The sequence below is a fragment of the Halalkalibacter urbisdiaboli genome, assembly GCF_002156385.1.
In the GTDB taxonomy this organism is placed as follows: Bacteria; Bacillota; Bacilli; order Bacillales; family Bacillaceae_D; genus Halalkalibacter_A; species Halalkalibacter_A urbisdiaboli.
The window spans coordinates 693,947-714,918 of the sequence record NZ_MVJM01000002.1; the positions used below are offsets into that span (position 1 = coordinate 693,947).

17 protein-coding genes and 1 riboswitch are annotated in these 20,972 nt (G+C 37.8%); all 17 genes read right to left on the reverse strand.

The window, feature by feature from the left end:
* Positions 1 to 373: 373 nt before the first annotated feature.
* Positions 374 to 1,150 (reverse strand): TIGR03943 family putative permease subunit, encoded by a 777-nt coding sequence (locus B1R93_RS11245; RefSeq protein ID WP_165763787.1) that lies wholly within the window; start codon positions 1,148 to 1,150, stop codon positions 374 to 376.
* A 13-nt stretch (positions 1,151 to 1,163) separates the two neighbouring features.
* Entirely contained in the window at positions 1,164 to 2,099 is a 936-nt protein-coding gene (locus tag B1R93_RS11250; RefSeq protein WP_245308293.1) for a permease, read from the reverse strand.
* 202 nt (positions 2,100 to 2,301) lie between these two features.
* Positions 2,302 to 3,255: a CobW family GTP-binding protein gene (locus tag B1R93_RS11255; RefSeq protein ID WP_088104060.1), complete on the reverse strand. Its 954-nt coding sequence runs from the start codon at positions 3,253 to 3,255 to the stop codon at positions 2,302 to 2,304.
* Between the two features lie 78 nt (positions 3,256 to 3,333).
* A complete protein-coding gene (locus tag B1R93_RS11260) occupies positions 3,334 to 4,524 on the reverse strand; it encodes a GTP-binding protein (RefSeq protein WP_088104061.1) in 1,191 nt (396 codons plus the stop codon).
* A 157-nt stretch (positions 4,525 to 4,681) separates the two neighbouring features.
* The gene (locus B1R93_RS11265; RefSeq protein ID WP_088104062.1) at positions 4,682 to 5,074 is read right to left on the reverse strand and encodes a (2Fe-2S) ferredoxin domain-containing protein; all 393 of its coding nucleotides are present in this window, start codon (positions 5,072 to 5,074) and stop codon (positions 4,682 to 4,684) included.
* Positions 5,075 to 5,393: 319 nt separating this feature from the next.
* Positions 5,394 to 5,587: riboswitch (cobalamin riboswitch) on the reverse strand.
* Between the two features lie 186 nt (positions 5,588 to 5,773).
* Positions 5,774 to 6,409: an FMN-dependent NADH-azoreductase gene (locus tag B1R93_RS11270; RefSeq protein ID WP_088104063.1), complete on the reverse strand. Its 636-nt coding sequence runs from the start codon at positions 6,407 to 6,409 to the stop codon at positions 5,774 to 5,776.
* Between the two features lie 255 nt (positions 6,410 to 6,664).
* Positions 6,665 to 7,672 carry a F510_1955 family glycosylhydrolase gene (locus B1R93_RS11275; protein WP_088104064.1) on the reverse strand — a complete coding sequence of 336 codons (1,008 nt, stop codon included), beginning with the start codon at positions 7,670 to 7,672 and terminating at the stop codon, positions 6,665 to 6,667.
* A gap of 60 nt (positions 7,673 to 7,732) precedes the next feature.
* Positions 7,733 to 8,461 (reverse strand): urease accessory protein UreH domain-containing protein, encoded by a 729-nt coding sequence (locus tag B1R93_RS11280; protein ID WP_088104065.1) that lies wholly within the window; start codon positions 8,459 to 8,461, stop codon positions 7,733 to 7,735.
* A 139-nt stretch (positions 8,462 to 8,600) separates the two neighbouring features.
* Entirely contained in the window at positions 8,601 to 9,329 is a 729-nt protein-coding gene (locus B1R93_RS11285; RefSeq protein ID WP_165763788.1) for a YwmB family TATA-box binding protein, read from the reverse strand.
* A gap of 397 nt (positions 9,330 to 9,726) precedes the next feature.
* Complete coding sequence (locus B1R93_RS11290; protein ID WP_088104067.1) at positions 9,727 to 11,283, reverse strand: family 43 glycosylhydrolase; 1,557 nt, start codon at positions 11,281 to 11,283, stop codon at positions 9,727 to 9,729.
* Between the two features lie 77 nt (positions 11,284 to 11,360).
* Positions 11,361 to 12,806: an ABC transporter substrate-binding protein gene (locus tag B1R93_RS11295; RefSeq protein ID WP_088104068.1), complete on the reverse strand. Its 1,446-nt coding sequence runs from the start codon at positions 12,804 to 12,806 to the stop codon at positions 11,361 to 11,363.
* 42 nt (positions 12,807 to 12,848) lie between these two features.
* On the reverse strand, positions 12,849 to 13,850 hold the full coding sequence (locus B1R93_RS11300) for a carbohydrate ABC transporter permease (RefSeq protein WP_245308264.1): 1,002 nt from the start codon (positions 13,848 to 13,850) through the stop codon (positions 12,849 to 12,851).
* Positions 13,851 to 13,864: 14 nt separating this feature from the next.
* Positions 13,865 to 14,716, reverse strand: a complete 852-nt coding sequence (locus tag B1R93_RS11305; protein ID WP_088104658.1) for a carbohydrate ABC transporter permease — start codon at positions 14,714 to 14,716, stop codon at positions 13,865 to 13,867.
* Between the two features lie 2 nt (positions 14,717 to 14,718).
* Entirely contained in the window at positions 14,719 to 17,082 is a 2,364-nt protein-coding gene (locus B1R93_RS11310) for a DUF5696 domain-containing protein (protein ID WP_245308294.1), read from the reverse strand.
* On the reverse strand, positions 17,075 to 19,117 hold the full coding sequence (locus tag B1R93_RS11315) for a YIP1 family protein (protein ID WP_088104070.1): 2,043 nt from the start codon (positions 19,115 to 19,117) through the stop codon (positions 17,075 to 17,077). The genes B1R93_RS11310 and B1R93_RS11315 overlap by 8 nt, the downstream gene beginning before the upstream one ends.
* A gap of 8 nt (positions 19,118 to 19,125) precedes the next feature.
* Positions 19,126 to 19,995, reverse strand: a complete 870-nt coding sequence (locus tag B1R93_RS11320) for a carbohydrate ABC transporter permease (RefSeq protein WP_088104071.1) — start codon at positions 19,993 to 19,995, stop codon at positions 19,126 to 19,128.
* A 13-nt stretch (positions 19,996 to 20,008) separates the two neighbouring features.
* Complete coding sequence (locus B1R93_RS11325; RefSeq protein WP_245308265.1) at positions 20,009 to 20,971, reverse strand: carbohydrate ABC transporter permease; 963 nt, start codon at positions 20,969 to 20,971, stop codon at positions 20,009 to 20,011.
* Position 20,972: the final 1 nt, after the last annotated feature.

Consider the following 20,972-nt stretch of genomic DNA (forward strand, 5'->3'; position numbering starts at 1 on the left):
TTGCTACTTCTCATAGAACGGCATAACGAATCAAGACTTTTTTCCTACGTGAATTTAAAAATAAAAAACTATTCCGTAGAATAGCCTATCTTATCTTAAAATAACGTAGCACCCTTAAGTCTCTGATAACTTCCATCCTAAGACTTCTCGTAGTTTGCTAGTTATTTAAATATATCATAAAATAACGATACTGAAAATGCTTACATCGAAATACGGTTAGGCATTAAAGATACGAACCTGGAATTACAAGTTCAGAACGTTCACATATAAAAGGGCGACCCCTCACCCAAATTATTTCAAACTTTAGGATGATGCTCTTACAAACAAGGCACACAGTCGAAGAGGTTTGGCACGCTCCACTGTGTTGAATAAATTACGGATACACATATTGAACAACGGGAGGGGCTATTTCCTCAATGCTACTTACATTCACAGCAGGAATAAGCAGGTCACCGCTTCTTTTTACATGCAAATTCCCTTTGACACGAACCCATGTATCATTAGGATGCTGAAGTGATACTCCGTCAATGATTAACCCAGTTACGTGGGCGTCGGCAACACAATGGGTTACGAGAAACCTTGCAATGACGGTATGCCTTTGTGAGAGATAATCATCTTCTAGTAGAAATCCCTCTATCTCAATTGATTTTCCTGCAAACAGCTGTGGATACGTCGTTACCGCTCTAATATAGCTTGCAAACTGTTCATTAGTAAAATCGAGTACAGGCAGATCTAACATCTCTTGTACTTTTTTATCGTCCTCACTATAATGTTCATGTTCTAAAGAGGTATAACTAATTCCACGGTTTAAAGCCTCTGCTGCTCCAAATTCTTTATAAGGGAAAAACAGTCCTGTTAAAAGTGGTAGAGTAATGACAGCATAGGATAAAACGGATCTTAAAGAGAGCTCCTCACCGTCATGGTCACACCCCCATGGACCACATTGGCTATGGTCATGTTCGGTACCTTCTGAAAAAATTCGTGGCACTTGAACAAAAAATAAAAACATAAAGAGCACAGAAGCAATTTGGCTAAAATATAGATAATCAGGATTAACGAAACGGGCAATTTCCCCATTGTGATGAAGAATGAAAATAAAGACAGAAAAGAGTAATAACACAAACGCCTTCAATGCTTGCCTTCCTTGCACAAAAACACCTCCTTTACAGCCATGGATGAATCATGACCAACGTTGCTAAAACAACAGTTGTTATTAGCAGTATCAAGACGAGTACAAATCGAAATTTAAAAACAGCGAGCATCATGAAAGTATTCTTCAAGTCAAGCATTGGGCCATAAAGCAAAAAGCCAAGTAAAGACGTTTCCGGAAAAAGATGACGAAAGGAGGCAGCAATAAAGGCATCCGCCTCAGAACACAACGAAAGCAAAAAAGCCAGTCCCATCATGACAAGTGTAGAGGCAAGAATCCCCTCACCGATCCCTAAAATTGATTTAGTTGAGACATACGTCTGAACTAAGGCCGCTAAAGTGGCACCAATAATTAAAAATTTCCCCATACTAAAGAACTCATCAATTGTATGTTCAACCATCGCCTTAAATCGTTGTCCAATTGGCGGTTTCGCAATAGCTGTTTCGTTGTTTGCATACATTGACTCTTTCGTTTGTTTTAGCTGATTTGTTTTAAATAGTAGGCAAATGGCTGCAATAACAAGTGCAATCACAAACCCTAAGCTCATTCTTAGAAAGGCCATTTTACTATCCTCACCAAAGGCCATATAGGTAGAAAAGACAACAATTGGATTAATTAAAGGTCCTGTTAACAAGAAGCCTACTCCTGCAAATAACGGCACCCCTTTGGCAATCAGCCTTCGAACAATCGGAACAATCCCACATTCACAAGCAGGAAATAGAGCACCAACAAAGCAGCTCATAACTACAGCGAGCCATTTCGACTTCGGGATCACTCGCTTTAAGTGCTCCTCTGTAACAAATACTTGAATCGTTCCCGCAATGAACACACCAATTAGTACAAATGGAATTGCCTCAATTACTATACTTAGAAAGATCATATTAAAGGTTTGCAATGAACTCGGAATATGCAAGTTGTTTATTTTCACATGCTCATGATATAAAATCAGTAAGCATGCTAATCCAAGAAATAGATACCCTGTTATAGCATGATGTTTGTTCCACACAAGCAGCTCCCCTCCTCTTATGTATAGTTCACTATATGCGGACAAGGCGTAATCATGTATAATAAATCAAAATAATTACGATTAACAAAACAAGAGGCTGTGCCACAAGGTTGTTTTTTAACCTTGTGGCACAGCCTTACACGCTTTAAGCTTTTGAGACAGCCCCAGCTACACGTCCCCATTCCTTTTTCAATTGCTCCTCTTGTAGATCCATTCCAATGAAAACGAGATATAGCTCTCCTTCATACAGTGTTTTCTCCCAACTGACACGCTTCATGACATGCTGCATTAAGTACGTATCCTCTCCTAAACGAACATACCCTTTCGCCCGCAAAAGACGAGTCTTCCATTTTTTAAGAAACGCCTCAATGTCAGCCTTTGTTGTTTGAGATGACAGTGGTAGCGTTATACTTGAGATACGAGAATACGAGTGACGATGCTTATGCTGTTGTTTAAGCTCACTTCCTGAAACCTGAACCGTTAACTGACTAGTTTTTAGGTCACTTAAAAAGTCTAGGTCAACTTGACTGTAGGTTGTGAATGAATACTTTGCATTAGGATTATGCTTGAGTAGAAACTTTTTCACCTTCTGCTTTTTGGCTTCTGAAACAAAATCGATTTTATTCACAATTAAATAATCCGCTACTTCCACTTGCCTTCTCGTCGTTCGTACGAGTTCACGGTCTGATTCAAATACATTATTATAGGAAAGCACATGTTCCGCATCAACGACGGTTATGACTTTTTCCAAATAAACCAAATCAAGCAACGCCGGTTCCGTTAAAGAATCCGCCACCTCCTCTGGATTCGCGATACCAGTCAGTTCAATAAAAATAACATTAGGCTTTCCTTTTACTAGCCTCTCCATGCTTTTTGTTACTTCACTTTTTTTATTGCAGCAAATGCAACCGTCTAATAGCTTCTCGATAACCTGCTCTTTCGCTAAGCTTTTTCCATCCGTATCGGTTTCACCAATTTCATTCATTAGTACAGCTGGCTTTAGCCTTTTAGTTGAACATGCTTCTAATAGGCGATGTAACAGCGTCGTCTTCCCACTTCCTAAAAAACCGCTTAAAATAAAGACAGGCACCTTATTCATCTTCAACCCCCTACATGATATTCTTCAACTATTTTACTAGAGCTAAATCAGAATTATTCCTAAAATGATTCGCTACGTTTATGCCTTCTGTAAAAACCACTCAAACGGATCTTCTAGCGCATTCCAATCACTATCAAACTCGGATTCTGTTAGTAGGCATTTATCCAATTCTTTTATGATTTCATCTTTGTCTAAATCGGTTCCGATAAATACTAGCTTTGTATGTCTGTCGCCAAATTCTGCATCCCAATCATCTAGTACTTGTGGATTTTTCTTCATAATATTTTTTTGTTCAAAGGAAGGGAGACTCGCAACCCAAAAGGAAATGGGTTCAATCGAGACAGACGGCCCCGCTTGTGACAAGAGTAGCGCTACGTTATTTCTTGTAGCACACCAAACAATCCCTTTTGCTCTCACAATTTGACTAGGCATCGACTCGATCCAATTCTTAAAGCGAACCGAGTGAAAAGGTTCTCTTCTAAAATAAACAAAAGACGAAATCCCATACTCCTCCGTTTCAGGCGTATGCTGTGCTGTTAGTTCACGAAGCCATCCAGCTGATTGGCTTGCCTCTTCAAAATTAAACAAGTGCGTATTCAAAATTTCTTGTGGGTCCACCTTTGCATGCTCAGAACGGATAATCGTTGCTTTTGGCTGTAACGTTCTTAATACGACTTCTAGTTTTTCTAGTTCTTCCTCTGTCACTAGGTCACACTTATTGACGATTAGCACATCACAAAATTCAATTTGCTCAATGAGTAAATCAGCAATTTCTCTCGTATCATCCTCACCTAATGATTGTTTTCGGTCTAGTAGAGTATCACCAGAGTGAAAATCATGCCAAAAGCGATAAGCATCGACAACGGTAACCATCGTATCTAGACGACAAAATTGTGTTAAATCAATGTTTAATTCCTCGTCTATGTAAGAAAATGTTTTAGCAACAGGCGTCGGTTCGCTAATTCCTGTCGATTCAATAACGATATAGTCAAGATTACCAGCACGCGCTAATTTCTCGACTTCAATTAATAAATCCTCTCGAAGTGTACAACAAATGCAGCCATTAGACATCTCTACTAGCTTTTCCTCTGTTCGAGTGAGTTCCCCACCCTGCTTAATTAGCTCCGCATCGATATTGATTTCACTCATGTCATTTACAATAACGGCAATTTTTAGTTCCTCTCGATTTTTTAAAATATGATTAAGCAATGTCGTTTTTCCTGAGCCAAGATAGCCACTTAACACGGTTACGGGAATTTTTTTATCCATATTCGCCTCCAACTATTCCATAATACAAATCGTAATAATTACTATTTGTAGATTTTAATGGATGATTTAGGAAAAGTCAAAGGATTTCGCTAAACAATGGTCATTAAAAAAGGTTATTCCTTAAAGCTTCTATCAGCTTAGGAACAACCCGCGTTATCTAAAACGTTTTTGACACTTTTTTCACGATTGCGACATCTTTTTCCACCCCTGCTACCGTCCCATCTGTTCGTTCAAAACATGTCCCATTATAGGCGTGACTTACCTTATCTTCTCTGCTAGCACCTGTGATCAGAGTATCGACAAACCAAGCTGCATCCTCACTCGTCACCTCCTTATACCAGCGGCCCTCAGGGTAAGCGATTACGACACATTTATCCTGACAGCGTCCATTACAAAGCGTCCTTGAAGTATGTAAAACAGGGTCTAAACCTCTCTCCGTAATCTCTTGACGAATCGATTGAGTCACTTCCTCAGCTCCCGCCTTTTTGCAGCTACTTCCATTACAAATCAAAATATGTTGTTGCGTACTCGTTAAATTCCATGTCGCCATTTCTTCCGCCTCCCATATTTTTAAGCTTCTACTCTCTTACATTAACAGAACAAATCCCGCAAAGCGGTTTGTTTAATACAATGTACAGAACCCCAGCCTCGTTTTAAGCTCTCTACAAGTAGGGTTCATTGTAGAGAAGCTCGTGGCGTTTGGATTCTTCGATTATGCTTTCACTTATTCACAACCCAATCATCCATAGTTTCCAAAACAAAAAAACTCCTCCAGCTTCGGAAGAGTTGATAAAACGGTACAAAAATAGCATGACCCAGATGCGAGTTCAGCATCCCACCGTTTTTGATTCTTACTCCCCGAAGAATGAAAACATTTGAAAGAACAGGCAGGTCTCCTGACTTGTGCTTCACCCTACTCTGAGCCTTCCCATACAAGCTTTAAGTAGCTTATACAGTGGTTCCCTCATTTCATCCACACTTACAGTTGCGGGGACAGTTCTGGATTCTCACCAGATTCCCTATTTAAGTCTAATATGATGACACCTATTATTTCATTTGTATCAATATTTAGTTATATAAACCTGAAACAATTACTATATGTTGCTAATAGTAAACACTATTTGGCTAGAATTCAATCTTTTTTTCAAATTTGTTGATTCTTTATTATGAAGCTACTTCTTTACTCAATAAAAAAAGGATTGCTCCTAAAGATTTACCAATCCTTTTGGACAACCCTTTTTTTGTACAATTAAAATGTCTGTGCTAAATCTTTTGCTCGTGCGATTGCATTTTCTTTAATCTCTTGAGCTTTATCAGGCATAGCTGCGTGACCTTCAACAAATAATCCTTCAAACGAAGGTACACCGTAGAATTGCATCATCACATTTAGATAACGATGCCCCATTTCCATTTCAGCAGCTGGCCCTTCAGAATAAATTCCACCACGTGCTTGAATGTGTAAAGCTTTCTTATCCGTTAATAAACCTACTGGACCTTGTTCTGTATATTTAAACGTTTTACCTGCTACAGAAACGGAGTCAATATAAGCTTTTAACACTGGCGGGAATGAGAAGTTCCATAATGGTGTAACAAACACATACTTATCTGCAGCAATAAACTGCTCACATAACTCAGAAAGACGGCCGACTTTTGCTTTCTCTTCGTTTGATAGCTCATCGAACCCTTTTCCAGATTGTAGCTTACCCCAACCGCTAAATACATCGACATCAATTTGCGGAATATGTTCTTGATATAAGTCAACGTTAATCACTTCATCATTCGGATTCGCTTCCTTATACGCTTCAATAAAAGCCTTCCCTGCTGCCATACTGAAGGATTGTGTTTCATCGTGTGGGTGTGCTGTAATATACAATACCTTTGCCATTTTTTAACCTTCCCTTTCTTTTCCTAAAATATTTTAGTGTTTTTCATAATAAACTAAATAATGTTTATTTACTTTAAATAATATAGTTCATTACCGAATTTATTTTACTCTAAACCATTTCTTTTTATCAACAATCTTGCTCAGTATAAACAAAAAAAAGAACTTGCCTTTAGTTTTAGACAAATTCCTTTTTTGATACATAAAACAAATCTCAAGAAAAAGCCAGTTACATAGCAACTGACTTTTCATCTTACCTTAGTCAACAATCGACTTTCCTTCTTTAGCAATGACTTGCCAGTTAACACCATTGTCTATTGTTCTGTAAAGGTCTCCTTTAAATGTTCCAACTGCAAATTCTCCTTCATTTACAGGATGAACCGCAATATGAGCGACAGCATCATCATCAAATTGTAAATTTAATGAGGTCCACGAGCTACCAAAATCTGTACTTTTCACTAACCCATTTTCGTTTTTCCCTTGAACGTAAGCAACAATGGTACCCTCTTGTTCATAGGCGGCTTTTGCACTAATCAACGTTTCCTCATCCGTAGCAAGTCCCCATGTCTCCCCACCATCGTCTGATTGATAAATACCGAATTTAGTACCTGCTAAAAGAGCGGAAGGCTGTCCAGGATTAGAGACTAAGGTATAGATATCCTGTGGATTCTCTGGTAATCCCTTTGCGCGAACAAGCTCCCAGTTATAACCAAAGTCCTCTGAACGATAAAAACCAGACATATCAATCCCATATAAAACACCGGACTGACTTGCATTGACTTCAAAGGTATGGAAGTCTACTTCGCCGTGAAGCGCAATTGGCTCCCACGTTTCCGCCTGATCTTTACTAATTATCACACCAATTGGATTTTTGAGATTTGATGCCTCACTTGGATGCCCACTCGAAATCATCGTCTCTTCATCTAGAAACGTAAACCCCATTACATCATGACGATGCTTATTGGTCCCCAACCATCTCCAGACATTATCGGGATTAATGCGAAAAACACCATGATGGGTACCTAGATGTAAATCATATGGTTCACTTAGCTCATAAGCAAGCCCGTGGACATGCTGGAACATCGTCTCTTTCTTCTCATGCTCATGCTGATGCTCTGTCTCTAAATCAACTTCAACCTCGGCATCATTTTCTACTTCACCAGTTTGCTCATTTTCAATTCCTTGTTCTTCCCCTTGAGCGCAAGCTGTCAATAATGACAACAATAATACAATAAGTAACATGTTTATGTTTCGTCTAAATAGCATGATTTAATTCCTCCAATAATTAATGACCACATTGTAATATAACGGGATAAAAATGAAAAACTAAAATGACCAATACGTCATCGTATCAAGAATCCCTAAAAAAATCATAACCCCTCCGGCAAATCGTTGAATAAACAGTCCAACTTTTCGACTTTTTTTCATAAGCGCACCACTTAATCCGAAATACCAGATGAGAAAAATGGCGATTAGAAAAGGAATCGCCGTACCGATTGCAAAAATACTCGGGAGTACGAAACCGTAGCTTGTTGAGAGAACCATCGGCATTAATAACATAAAAAACAAAAGAAACATCGTTGGACAAAATCCTAACGAGAAGCTACTCCCCAACAAAAAAGCTCCAAGCTTATTCCTTGGTTGACTCCTTTCTTTTATAAATCTAATTGTCCAAGAAAATCTAATGACACCCATTAAGTACAAACCAATAAAAATTAAAAGTGGTCCTAAAAATTTACGAACCCAAGGCAAGTAGCCTGTAAGCTCGCGCTGAAATTCTTCACCAAGTACCCATACAATCAACCCTAAACCTGAAAAGACAACGATCTTTCCTAATATATACGCAAATACTTCACCCCAAGGGATCTTATGTTGAAAAGAACGATTTCCATATAGTGTAATGGCACTTATATTTCCCGTAAATTGACACGGTGCAGCAGCACCTAATAGACCAATAATAAGGGCAGATAATAGAGGGATATGCTCTGTGCCATATGATAAATTCGTTAAAGGACCATAAAAAAATTGACTAATCGCATTAAAGAAATCATACATATTGTCCCCTCCTTTCATTCCCTTTTTACTGGACTAGTGTAACATTAAAATGTGTGCTAATTGTGAAGAAATGCTTTTCCAATAAAAACGAGGTTGTCCAAAAGGATCATTATGAACCTTTTGGTACAACCTACTACAATTAATATTCAGTTGTAATAATTGGTGTTCCAATCGTTACATCTACTGTTTCTTGTTCAGAAACTCTAAGTCCAACCTGTACATTCATCTCCTCAGACTGTCCAATTGGTACACTTATTGCCCAATTTGGATTATACGCTGATAGCGACACAAAGCCATCCTCTATTAGACCTTCCTTAATTTCTGCAGATAGTCCAGCAACAAGAAGCTGAGCTAGCTCTTCTAATTCTATTTTCCCTGTTTGTTTTTTGCTTCCTTTTACCGTGTAATAGATCGTTTCCCCCTTTAGGCTGGATGTAATTTTATTTAGTGTTTCATCTGTCCAACCCTTCCCATCTAGCTGATGAGTAACTGTAATATGATACAATCCATTACTTTCATATGTAGCAATCACGATTCGTTCACGAACACTCTGATCAGACTGATTTTTTACGCCAACTTCCTTTTGATAATGACCGTTCTTCGGAGTTTCATTGCTCCATTGATAACCGGTCTTCTCCGTTATTAATTCCTTCACTACTGCTTCAGCCTTTTGATGGTCCTCAGCATATACAGTGTCTTCCTTCATATATACTGACCATGACTCTATGCTAATATCTTGCGCTTCGGTCATATTTATAATATCCGTTAACTCATTTGGTTTTGCTGACTCACTATTCGCTTGATGAAATGTATATAAAGTAAAGAATAAACTCGCGACTATCATCATAGCTAGATTTTGTTTTCTCATCTCACTCACCTCCCTATTAATCATTACCAGATTGCTAGAAAGTATACAGTCTGCTTTAATTTAATTTTTTATACAGAAAAAAAGGATGTCATAAGAAAGGGCATTAAAAAAGGGTGCTTTTCCCTTTTTTAATGCCCTCTAAGCAATGCGCGAGCCGTTGCCATTACTGCTTCCTAGCGTGACTTTCAAGGGGTTTTTCAATGCCCTCGAAAACCAACCTTTTCAGTCGTCTTTCATCCACCTATTGTTGTACCTTTCGATCAGAACTCATCGTAAAGCGCATAGTGAACGAAGCGATTACACTTTTTTTGAATTTAAGCAGCTCTGTTTTTTTTAAAATGTTACATTGCTACGATAAATAATTGTGCAAAAACTATCCATAAATCATCTTCTAATTTTAAGTAATATTATTCCGACTCCTTTTAACCAGTCCTTTTCTAAACACAACAATCACAGCGAGTATTATTAAGCTAATAAACACAAAAATGGTTCCTGTCAGGCTATTGTCTTTACTAGTTCCAGCTTTGCTAGTAGTTAAATTGAGTACCTCACCAGTTTCTTCTACCACCTGAAATGTTGCTCGAATCCTTTCATCCCCTGTTTCAACGGGACCAATTCGAAGGGTATTGTTGTCATGATGATACAAATATAATGTTTCATCGTTATAAGCCTGAAAAGATACAGAATCGGAATCCCCGAGCCCTTCTACGACTTTAAAGGTTACTTCCTGTTCGAAGCGCTTAGTCCCGTCGTTCTTAACTAGTTGCGTGAATTCTCCACCTTGTTTCAAATAATATCCAGCTTTATTCTCTGCTTCAAATGAGATATATTCCGCTCGTTCATCAGCCAAGCCAGAAACTATATGCCACTTAAAATCGGCATTGTCTTCTTTTAACGGTCCGATTCGAACAGCATCACGTAAATGACGGATATAGTGCTGACTTGAAGTTTTAATCGAGTAGCGCTCCTCTGCTAGACCTGATGCAGTCGGAGTCACCTTATCAATCGTCCCATCGTCATTATGAACCAGCTTTTCTATTGACGTCGAACGTTTATAGTTCCCCCCTGTCGGTAAGGCTCCAGTGTGATAAATCAAATACCACTGCCCTTTGAACTCTAGAATTGCTTGATGGCTCGTCTCGGAATCTTCCATTTTATCTAATAGAACACCTTGATACTCCCACGGCCCCTCAGGTTGATCGCTCGTTGCATAAGCAGTTAGCTCTGGAAAGTTCATTGCAAATGACAGGTAATATGTTTCATTATGTTTATGCAAGTATGGTGCTTCCGTAAATGTTCCCGGCATATTGTCTATCGTTACTCGCTCGATATCCCCATCGATTTCAACCATATTGCCCTTAAGCTTCGCATAGTAAAGATGGGTGTTGCCCCAGTATAAATAGGCTTGACCGTCATCATCGATAAAGACGGTCGGATCAATATCATCCCACGTTTGATTTTTGTCCATAAATCCTGGAGCCTCTGTCATGTCACTGCTTATTAACGGTTTCCCTAATGCATCCTTAAAGCCTTCTGCTGGCTTATCGGATACGGCAACACCTATCGCATAGCCATTCTTTTCAGGATCGGAATCCTTATTTAATACAGTCACATACCAATAAAATTTCCCGTCACGTTCGATCGCTTGTGAGGCCCATGCAGTATCCTCTCTTGCCCACTCAAACTCTGTCCGAGACAACGTACCTTCTAGCTCCCAATTAATCATGTCGGAAGAAGAATAGACATTCCATTCCTTCAGAACGTAAAAATGGTCGATTTCTCCTGGCTCCCCTGCTTGATCCCTTCCAACGTATAAATACACCTTGTCATCATGAACGAGTGCAGCTGGGTCAGCGCTAAATCTTTCTTGAATAACTGGATTTCCCCCTAAAACACTCACAGGAAAATGAAGAAGCAAATATAAAAGAAATGCAACAGAAACAAGTTTATTCATCTTACTCTCCTCTCCTTTAACTTTTGGCAAAAATACAGCCGACTTGCTCAAATGAACAAATCGGCCGTATTGTTGTTTTACCAGAATAATTCTTCCATCGTTTCATCATTGTATTGATTAATCATATCTGTTAAGTTTTGAGAAATATCATGTGGATTAACTTCGCCATTAATAATCGCTTGCTCCACATTCCCATACTCTCCACCAAGATAGACTTCATCTAAGAACGTTTGGAAACCAGGTAATGAAGACCCACCAAGTGGAATTGGCTCCTTCGCTCTTTCTAAGAAATTAGTCACGTACTCATCTTGCGGAAGAAGTGCTCTAAGTCCATCCCAAATCTCTTGATCTTGTGTTAATGGAAGACCGTCTGGATGCTTGAAAACTAGTGAGCCATCTTCTGTTTTTAACGTTTCAAATGCTTGTAGTTTCGCTGACCAACCTTCTTTGCCCCATCCAAAGAACTTTAATAGCTCATATGCTTCACGTGGGTGCTCCGTTGCAGAAGATAACGCACCAAAGTCAATAAATGCAGGTTTATGCTGTGTTGAAGCATTATCTCCTTGTGGTACTGTATAAGGAACCCATTTAATTCCTTTGTCTACAAACTCAGGCTCTGCGAATAAGCCCATTGTCCACCAAGCATCTAATTGCATTGCTAGACGGCCAGAGCTTGCTGCCCATAACAATCTGTCACCAAATGCAGCTTCTGCTTCATCTGTATCAAAGAAAGGAGCATGAACGCCACTTCTAACAAACTGAGCATGTTGATTAATTGCATCTGCCCAATCCTTTGTTAAATCAAAGTTTTCGCCATCCCAGCCAAATTCGCCATAAGCATCTTGATTAACAATTGGTGCCATTGTTACTAATTGTGTGAACGTATTGTAGCCAAAAATACCTTGTTCAGGAACCGTCATTTCTTGCATTAAGTTAATCATTTCACTATATGTCCAATCAGCAGAAGGCATATCAACATTTAGTTTCTTAAATAGGTTTTCATCTAAATAAATCGTGAACGGATAGTAATTGGCAGGTGCAGCAAGCTTTTTCTCACCGTCAAAATATCCAGGCTCCTTCATTGTTGTTAAAATATTGTCAGACTCTGGGTCATTTTCAAAGTACTCGGTCATATCGCCTAACCAACCATTTTTAATCGGAACGTCTACATTTCCTAAATACCAAAATACATCAGGCAGTTGTCCTGTACTTGCTAGGTTTGTTAAATGGTCATTCCAGCCATCAAATTCTAACTCAACAAGCTCAACTGTAATGTTTGGATATTTCTCCATAAACTTTTCAGCCATAAACTTATTAAGCTCACCATTTGCCCAAGAAGCATACTTAAGCGTAATGTTCTCAGTTGTCATCGGTGGTAGTGCTGATTCTTCAACTGGAGCTTCACTATCATTTGTTTTAGGCTCATTTGTTTCTTCTGTTACACTATCATTGCTAGAACAAGCGACAAGCAGTAGAACCAAAAAGAACATCGTTAGTAAGCTAAATAAAGACTTCCTTTTCATTTGATTTCCCCCAATATTTTAATTTTTTTTATATTACGGTGATTATTCACCAGCAATACCAGTACGATCGACACTTTCAACGAAGTATCGTTGTAAAAAGAAGTACACAATTAACAATGGCAACACACTAATCATTGTTCCAGCCATTTTAATGCCCTCATTAATTTTGTTCGGGCTGTTTTCTGTTACTGGATAAATTGCTTCATAGTTTTGTTGAAACTGTTGCAATTGTAGCAATACTGTTGTGATATCAGTGGACTGGCTCGTTAAATAAAGTGTCGTTAAATACGTTTCGTTCCAGTACCACACAAACGAGAATAAAAATGAGATGATAAAGGCTGGTACCGCCATCGGAATCGCAATTTTAAAGAAACACGTAAATTGGCTAGCACCGTCTACCTCCGCAGCCTCATATAAAGATTGAGGCGTTTGCTTAAAGAACTGATAGAAAATCAAGATAAAAATTGTACTGTTTAACCCTTGACCTAAAGCCGCTGGTACGATAAAAGCATTTAAAGAACCTGTCAAATTCAATTGATTGAACAACTGATATGTTGGCATCATTAAAATTTGAGGAGGAATGATAAAGCTAAAGAGCATTAATCCAAAAAATAATTTTTTTAATGGGAAGTTATATCTCGCAAAACCATATCCAACTAGAGCCGAAACGACCACCTGGAAAAGAGTAGGTACAGTTGCGATTAATAAACTACCTGAAAGAGAATGCTTAATATTCATGACAGAGTAGGCTTGCTGATAGTTGTTACTATAAAAGCTTGAAGGAATCCAGCGAATCGAGCTATCAAGTAAATCCTCCAAAGATTTTATACTCGTAATAAACATGTATAGCATCGGGTATAAATACACAAAGCCAATACAAACTAGCAACGTATAGATAGAGAACTTCAATAAAAAGCCTTTTCGATTATTAAAACCAAATAAAAATCGAACTATTTTCCCTTTGGCTATACTAAATTTTTCTTTTGTGCTCAACCCGTCATCTTTCACAAATGTCACTAGGTTGTTCATTTTTGGAATTTCCATCGTCCCCCTCCTTTCTAAAGCGTTCGTTTAGGTCCCTTTTTCTCTCGGAACACTAAGAAAATAATGATTAACAAAATCGAGATAATGAGTGCATACATCCAGGCCATTGCTGAAGCAAACCCATATCCTCTAGTGGCCGAGAACATATTCATGTAAATCAGACGAATAATCTCGTTTTGATTACTGTTTGCTAATGAAACGAGCGTGTACACAAAGTTAATTAAAATAATCGGTTTAATGGTTGGTAACGTAATCTTCCAGAAGCATTCCCATCCCGAAGCACCATCAATTTTCGCCGCCTCGTACATCGATGAATCAATTTTCTGTAGCACTGCAAGGAAAATTAAGATTTGAACTCCTGAATACCATAGGATGATAATAATTTGGTTAAACAACCCTCCAACTACTTGCGCAAACCACATCGGGAACACTTGGGTTAATACTCCCATAATGATGCCTTGGTCAATCAAGGGGACGGTTGTTGCCCCTTGGCTAATCAATTGATCGATGACCGGTCCACTTGCCACGATAACTGGTAAGAAGAAAATCGTTCGAAATGTCCCTTGGAACTTCACTTTTTGATTCAGTAGCATGGCAATAATTAAAGCAAACACGACAATAACTGGTACTCTTAGTGCGATGTTTAGTGAGAACTGAAACAGCTCTTGCACAAAAAACATGTCTTTTAACCAAACATCTAGGTAATTGTTAAATCCCGCATATTTAAATTGAAGTCCTACTGGCGTAATTCTCATATTGTTTAAACTGAAATAAAACGATTGAATCATTGGCCATAAAACGAGCAATAAAAATCCGAACATCCAAGGCATGATAAATAAATAGCCGTACATACTATTTCTTTTCATTTTCAACGGTCTTGCACCACCTTATAAGACAAAGCGTTAATCGTCTGTCCATCAATCGAAACATCATAATCTCGATAATTCACGTAAATGATTGTTCCGTTTTCATACGTTACTTTTGTTACATTATTGGACCGTTCATATCCTACAATGATGGAACCGTTTGTTACGTCATGGACTTCCTTTAATTCCGTATAATATTCCCTAATTACGTCTTCGTAACGTTCAAATTTCGAACTGTAAATATGTGAAGAATTCGTATATAAAAGATTAGACGGATCTTCATGCGTGATATAGAATGATGGGTTTAAACCTTGTTCGACTAATTGCAAGAAAAACTCCACTTGGTTGGCTTGAAAATTAATATACTCGGAATACATTGGGACAATCCCTTTTAACGTTAGCGCAATAAAAGGAATATCTTCATCTGTAAAAACGTAATCCGATGAATTAGCAGGTAAATCAATAAAACTTGTTGTATTCTCCCATAAATAAGCAAATGGCTGTTCTAATAGTAGATTAAAGTTATCATGATAATCTGTAATAATCGATTCATAATAAGTTTTCGTTGAAATACGGTCGAACTCATTGCTTTTTTCACTATAAGAAAACAATTCATTTGAAATGCCGCTAATCATCACATTTTCAACATCATTCTTTGTATAGTTTTCTTTCATCCTTTCCATGATGTCTTCGGACGATTTAGGATTTAGATAATTAAAGGTACGGTATACTTTTCCGTAAACATCATCTGTATGAGTTCGTTTGTTAAACTTCCTCATCACTTTATATTTTGAATTCTTGAATTCATCCAAGTTCATTCTTAACGCATCATGATAGAGAAATAAATCGATGTTGCGTTCCTTACTTTCTTCTAACAAGCGATGAAGACTTTGCTCATTCTCTAGCACGGACGCTGGTTTAAAATCGTGAATCGGCAATCCACCATAATAGCCTTTATCCTGCCAGCCTTTATAAATAGATAATATTTCTTCAACACCGTTATCTTGTAGCTGCTGATAAATATGACTTGCTTGACTAAAAGTCGTCATCGGAATGTCCTTCTTAAAGATGAGCCCTTTTTCAACATCAGCACCAAACATATCAACACGGACTTTAAAATCGTCTTCTTTTTTCGTAATTAACTCATTATCAAGTAAATAGTTACGATACTTATCCGCAAGACCAAAATAAGTAGCATTATCCTCGGAAACGAACTCATATCTTACTCGAATATCAAAGTCGTTCATATTCTTCTGACGAATGACCATCGTTCCAGAATCTTGGCTTGTCGGTTGATTATATACTTGTCGGTAAATAAACTTTGAAGTAATCCAGTTATATGGAAGCACAGCACCACTAGGGTATGCTTCTATTTTCGCACTATATTGGCCTTCTTCAATAATACCGAGGTAGCCTATTTGCGTATCCGTTTGCACCATTCCGAATACCGGTGCTAATATATTTTCTGCGTCATTATAGGGATTCATTCGGTTAAAAAGCGATAACACATACGAATCGTCAATCCCGACATTGTCACCGTACACCATTTTCGAATAAGGCTGTCTGTAGCGACCATCATTATCCTTCAAATGAATTAACGCTCCAGATCCATCCGGGATAAACATATACCCTTCGCGTTCTCCAAGTTTTGAATATCCTAAAAACGGGTAAACATAAAAGCCGGACACTTTATAGCGATTGTTGTTTTCTTCAATTTTTTCTTTTGGAATTTCTGCTACAATTCCTGATTCTGTTAAAGTAACGTTTAGTTCATAAGAGATTTCAAGCTCTGGGTAACTTATTTTCGCATCAAACCCATCATTTCGATACGTTACCTCTTTGCTAGGATTGCCTGAATACATGTCAGCTCGATACGTTACAATATTCGTTCCAACAAGGTATTCCATCACAATCGATGATTTCATAAAATTCGTCCATTCTTCATTACTTTTCACAGGCTTCTCAATCGTAGAGTACATGACGGCACCCGTACGCTTATCTCTCATAATGACCGAGAGATTTTCTTCTTTTACATATAGCTCGTAGCGGCTGTTCTCTAGTAGAAAAGCATGACCATCGATTACTTCCTGTTTCGATTCAATGATTTGTCGCCGTTTCTCTAAACCATCATCCTCTAGCCCCATTGGCTCTGGCGGCGGTTCTACTAGTGGTTCACCTTCCACCACGGGTTCCTCAGCATCCGGAGCAGGCTCTTCTGGTACTGATTGAGGAACGGTCGGAGTGTTGATAAGCTCCTCTGCAACCTCAGAATCATCATTTAGAACAAGAATAAAGATGGTTGAGACGATGCATAAAAACAAGATGAGTTTAATAGTCGTTTTTAAATTAAATTTAAAATTAACCATTTTCAACTCGATACACCCCCTCATTAAAGATAGAAACAAAGAATGATAACATTTGGGTAATTAGAACATAGATGATAAAAATCAACAATACTCCTATTAATATCGTAAACAGTGTTAAGAAGATAACTTTAAACGTCTCTCTCATTGAATAATCATTGATTTCTTTAATCATCACGATAAGCAATATCGCAACCCACGCATGCGTGAAGAAATTTGCAAATTGCAGCAAATAAACCTCATTAAACGTTAAGACGTTACTTATTACAATGACGAAAGGTTTAATAATGAAGTAAGGAGCAAACGAATAAATAAAGCCACAATAAATATGCTTGAACTTACCTTCTCCATCATTAATCGTACTTACTAAGTAGTTCGAAACGATAACTAATAATAGAATTCCCGTGAAGACGAAGAAATCAGAAACGATAGCAAACTCGCCCTCTTCAACTGTCCTAAAAATGAACCCAGAATAATATTTTTCAAGAACATAAAGGATAAAGAAAACAAACATATATATTGTTGCTGATAGCACACTCGTTTTATTCTCATGCTTGATACTATAAAAGCTATCAATCGGATGACGAATAAAGTTTTTCAAGAAAACGAGGTCCTTTAGCAGCTTCAAATTATACCTTTCATCCATTTTCTTTTTAAATCTATACCAGTACTGATGCTTTCGTTCGAACCGACTCACTACCTTTTTCAATATGACGAAAATAATCACCAGGTAGAGGATGTTAATAATGTTCTCTCTCATCCACTTGTTTCGTAGTTCCCAAAAGGAATCTGAGTAGCCAGACTTATATTTTGCTAATCTAAATGACGCTAATGCATCTTCATAGCTTTCTTCTTTAAAGTACGCTTGACCTAATCCTAAATTAGCAAAGTCAAATAAACTATTTAGCCTGATTACCTCTTCCCAAGGCCCCTTACTCGCTGCATAGTCACCATTTTGATAAAGTGTTAATGCTTCATGAACGAGATTGGCAAATTCGGTTGGTTGGAATATTTGTATTTCATTCTTCTCTGGGTCAAGTGCATAAATTTGGTCATGTTGATCTAATGCAAGAGCGGAAATTTTATTAAAAAGACCGACACGTTGTCTTCCATTGTCTCTACCACCAAATACAAATAGTAAGTTTCCTTCACTTGTATATTCGTAAATGAATCCATTTTCACTAGCAACGAATATGTTATCCAATGATCCGATATCGATTGAAGCAGGGAAAGGATCATAAGCATTCATATCGATAATGTTTTGTCCGGCCATGTTTAACTTTTTTATCGTTTCAATTCGTTCCCCTTGGGTAACCGTGTAGACAAGTCCCTTCTGATCAATATTAAGATTAGAAGCAGTAGGAGGAACCATATTAATCATCCTACTCAGCTGTTCATCAGTGAAAATCGCCTTTCTAAATATCGTTAATGGCGTTACGACCGTTCGGTTAGGTGAAAAATAACCGATAAACTCTCCCGTATTTGCATTAATTTGAATAATCCCATTTGAGTTTCCTCGTGAAATAATGTAAAGATTATCTCTACGATCAACGACAACTTTTTCTGGTACAAACGTCGTTGCTTTTCCAAATAAAATGCTATCTGGTTTCCCAAACTCAGCTAATAATTCACCCTCTAGAGAAAAGACAAAGACTTTCGCTTCTACTTCATCAGCGACATATAATTTGTCATCTTCAGATATGAAGATTCCATTTGGTTTTGTTAAAACATCTTCGCCAATGATTCGAACTAACTCCCCGTTTCGATTACCAACGATAATTCTCTGGTTCCCTGTATCCGAAACATAAATGAGCCCATCTTTTCCTATTTTCAAATCGGATCCTTGCCTAAATAACTCGTCACCAAATTTAACAATTGTATGACTCACCGTGTATGCAGTCTGGGTTTCTACATAATTTCCATATCCATCTTCTGTATACGTTTTATAAGCCGTATTCGCTGAAACTGGCGTTAGTTCAGCAAAGAAAAAGATAGATAAACAAATTAATAGTGCTATAGTTTTCATCTTTTTTATCATTTTCACACCTACTTTAACCCAGAATGTGACATCGTGTTCATCACCATACTTTGTAAGATAATAAATAAAATTAAGTTCGGTACAAACATAATTAAGGACGCTACCGCTGCCATCCCTTGCCCAACGACGACGTTTGTATTTGCAACAAGTGTGTTCATGAAGAAGGCAAGCGTTCGCATATTTTCACTCGTCGTAAAGAGTACAGACGTCTCTAAATCATTCCATACCAGTTGGAAGGCTAATATCGCCGCTGTAGCAATCGCAGGCTTAATTAGCGGTAAAATGATTTTCCAATAGATTCTAAAATCACCTGCACCATCAATAACTGCAGCTTCAATTAAGGAATCAGGAATTTGGTCGATAAATTGCTTTAATAGAAACAATCCAACCGGCATAGCTAGTAACGGTAAAATATGCGCGAAGAATGTATCTTCAATCCCTAAATGAGAAACCGTTAAAAATCTTGGAATCATGACAGCGATTGGCACGAACATTAATGCAAGGTTGTTAATTTCAAAAAATGTCTGTTTCCCCTTAAACTTCTTTTTTGATAAAACGTATCCAGCCATTGATGAAATAAGGACGGATAAAAAGACAACAGCAGATGTAACGATGATACTGTTAAGCACATATCGACTTAACGGAATACCCGATGAATTTGCTAATTCAAACAAATTCCCAAAATTTTCAAATGTTGGTTTTGTTACAAAAAACTGTGGCGGAAACGCATATAACTCATCAAGTGGTTTAAATGCATGGTTAAAAATAAACACGATTGGTAGCATCATAAAAATCGCAAATGGGATTAAGAAAATATAAAACTTCAACTGACTTTTATGAAACCTTTTTGGGTTTGCACCATTAACTTTCAAAGCCATAAAATCTTCCTTTCTAGGATTCGCTAAACAGCTTTTTCGAAATGTAGGAGAACATATAAATAATCATTAACAGCACAACCGATAACGCTGCTGCATATCCCATTTCAAATCGAATAAATCCGTAATCTTCAATATGGTTTACAATTAATTGACCGGCATAGTTGGGCGTAGGGTTAGAGCCAGTTAACTGGACCCCAATCACTCCTGTCGCAAATGTGTTTACGATTGCCATAACTGCTCCAAACAGCATTTGAGGCTTCATAGACGGAATCGTAATATAGATAAGTTCTTGGAACCTGTTTTTAATACCATCAATTGCACCAGCTTCATAAAGAGATTCATCTACATTTAAAACCCCTGCCAGCATCGCCAAGAATCCAACACCCATACTACTCCATAGCGCTACAATAATCATAATTAACAAAATAAAGCGGGTGTCTTGTAGAAACACTATTGGCTCGGTAATCAATCCCCAATTTATTAATAGACTGTTCACGTATCCTGACTGGTTCCCACTAAATAGGACCGTCCAAACTACAGCCATCGCTACCCCTTGGGTCATAGATGGAGAATAGAAGATTAATGCGAGAATCATACGCGGCTTTGCTGTTATTTGAGCTAAACACCAAGCCAGGAGGAAGGCTAAAATATAGCCTCCTGGTCCAACAATAACTGCAAACAATACGGTATTCGGCAATACATATTGCATAAAGATTTCATCTTGCGTTAACAAATTAATGTAGTTTAAAAAACCTATAAAATCAGGGCTTTCTATCGTATTAAAATTTGTAAATGATAGATAGATTGCCATAATAATTGGAATGATGATAAAAAGTGTAAACATTAGAATATAGGGAAGCAAAAAGAGATATGGGGTCTTTTTGTCCCTTTTGGCTTTTTGCAAATTCCTTTCTGGCCTTTGCATACCGCCTTTCACCTCTACTAACGGCTCGCCCATTTTATCTACCTTTTGCATT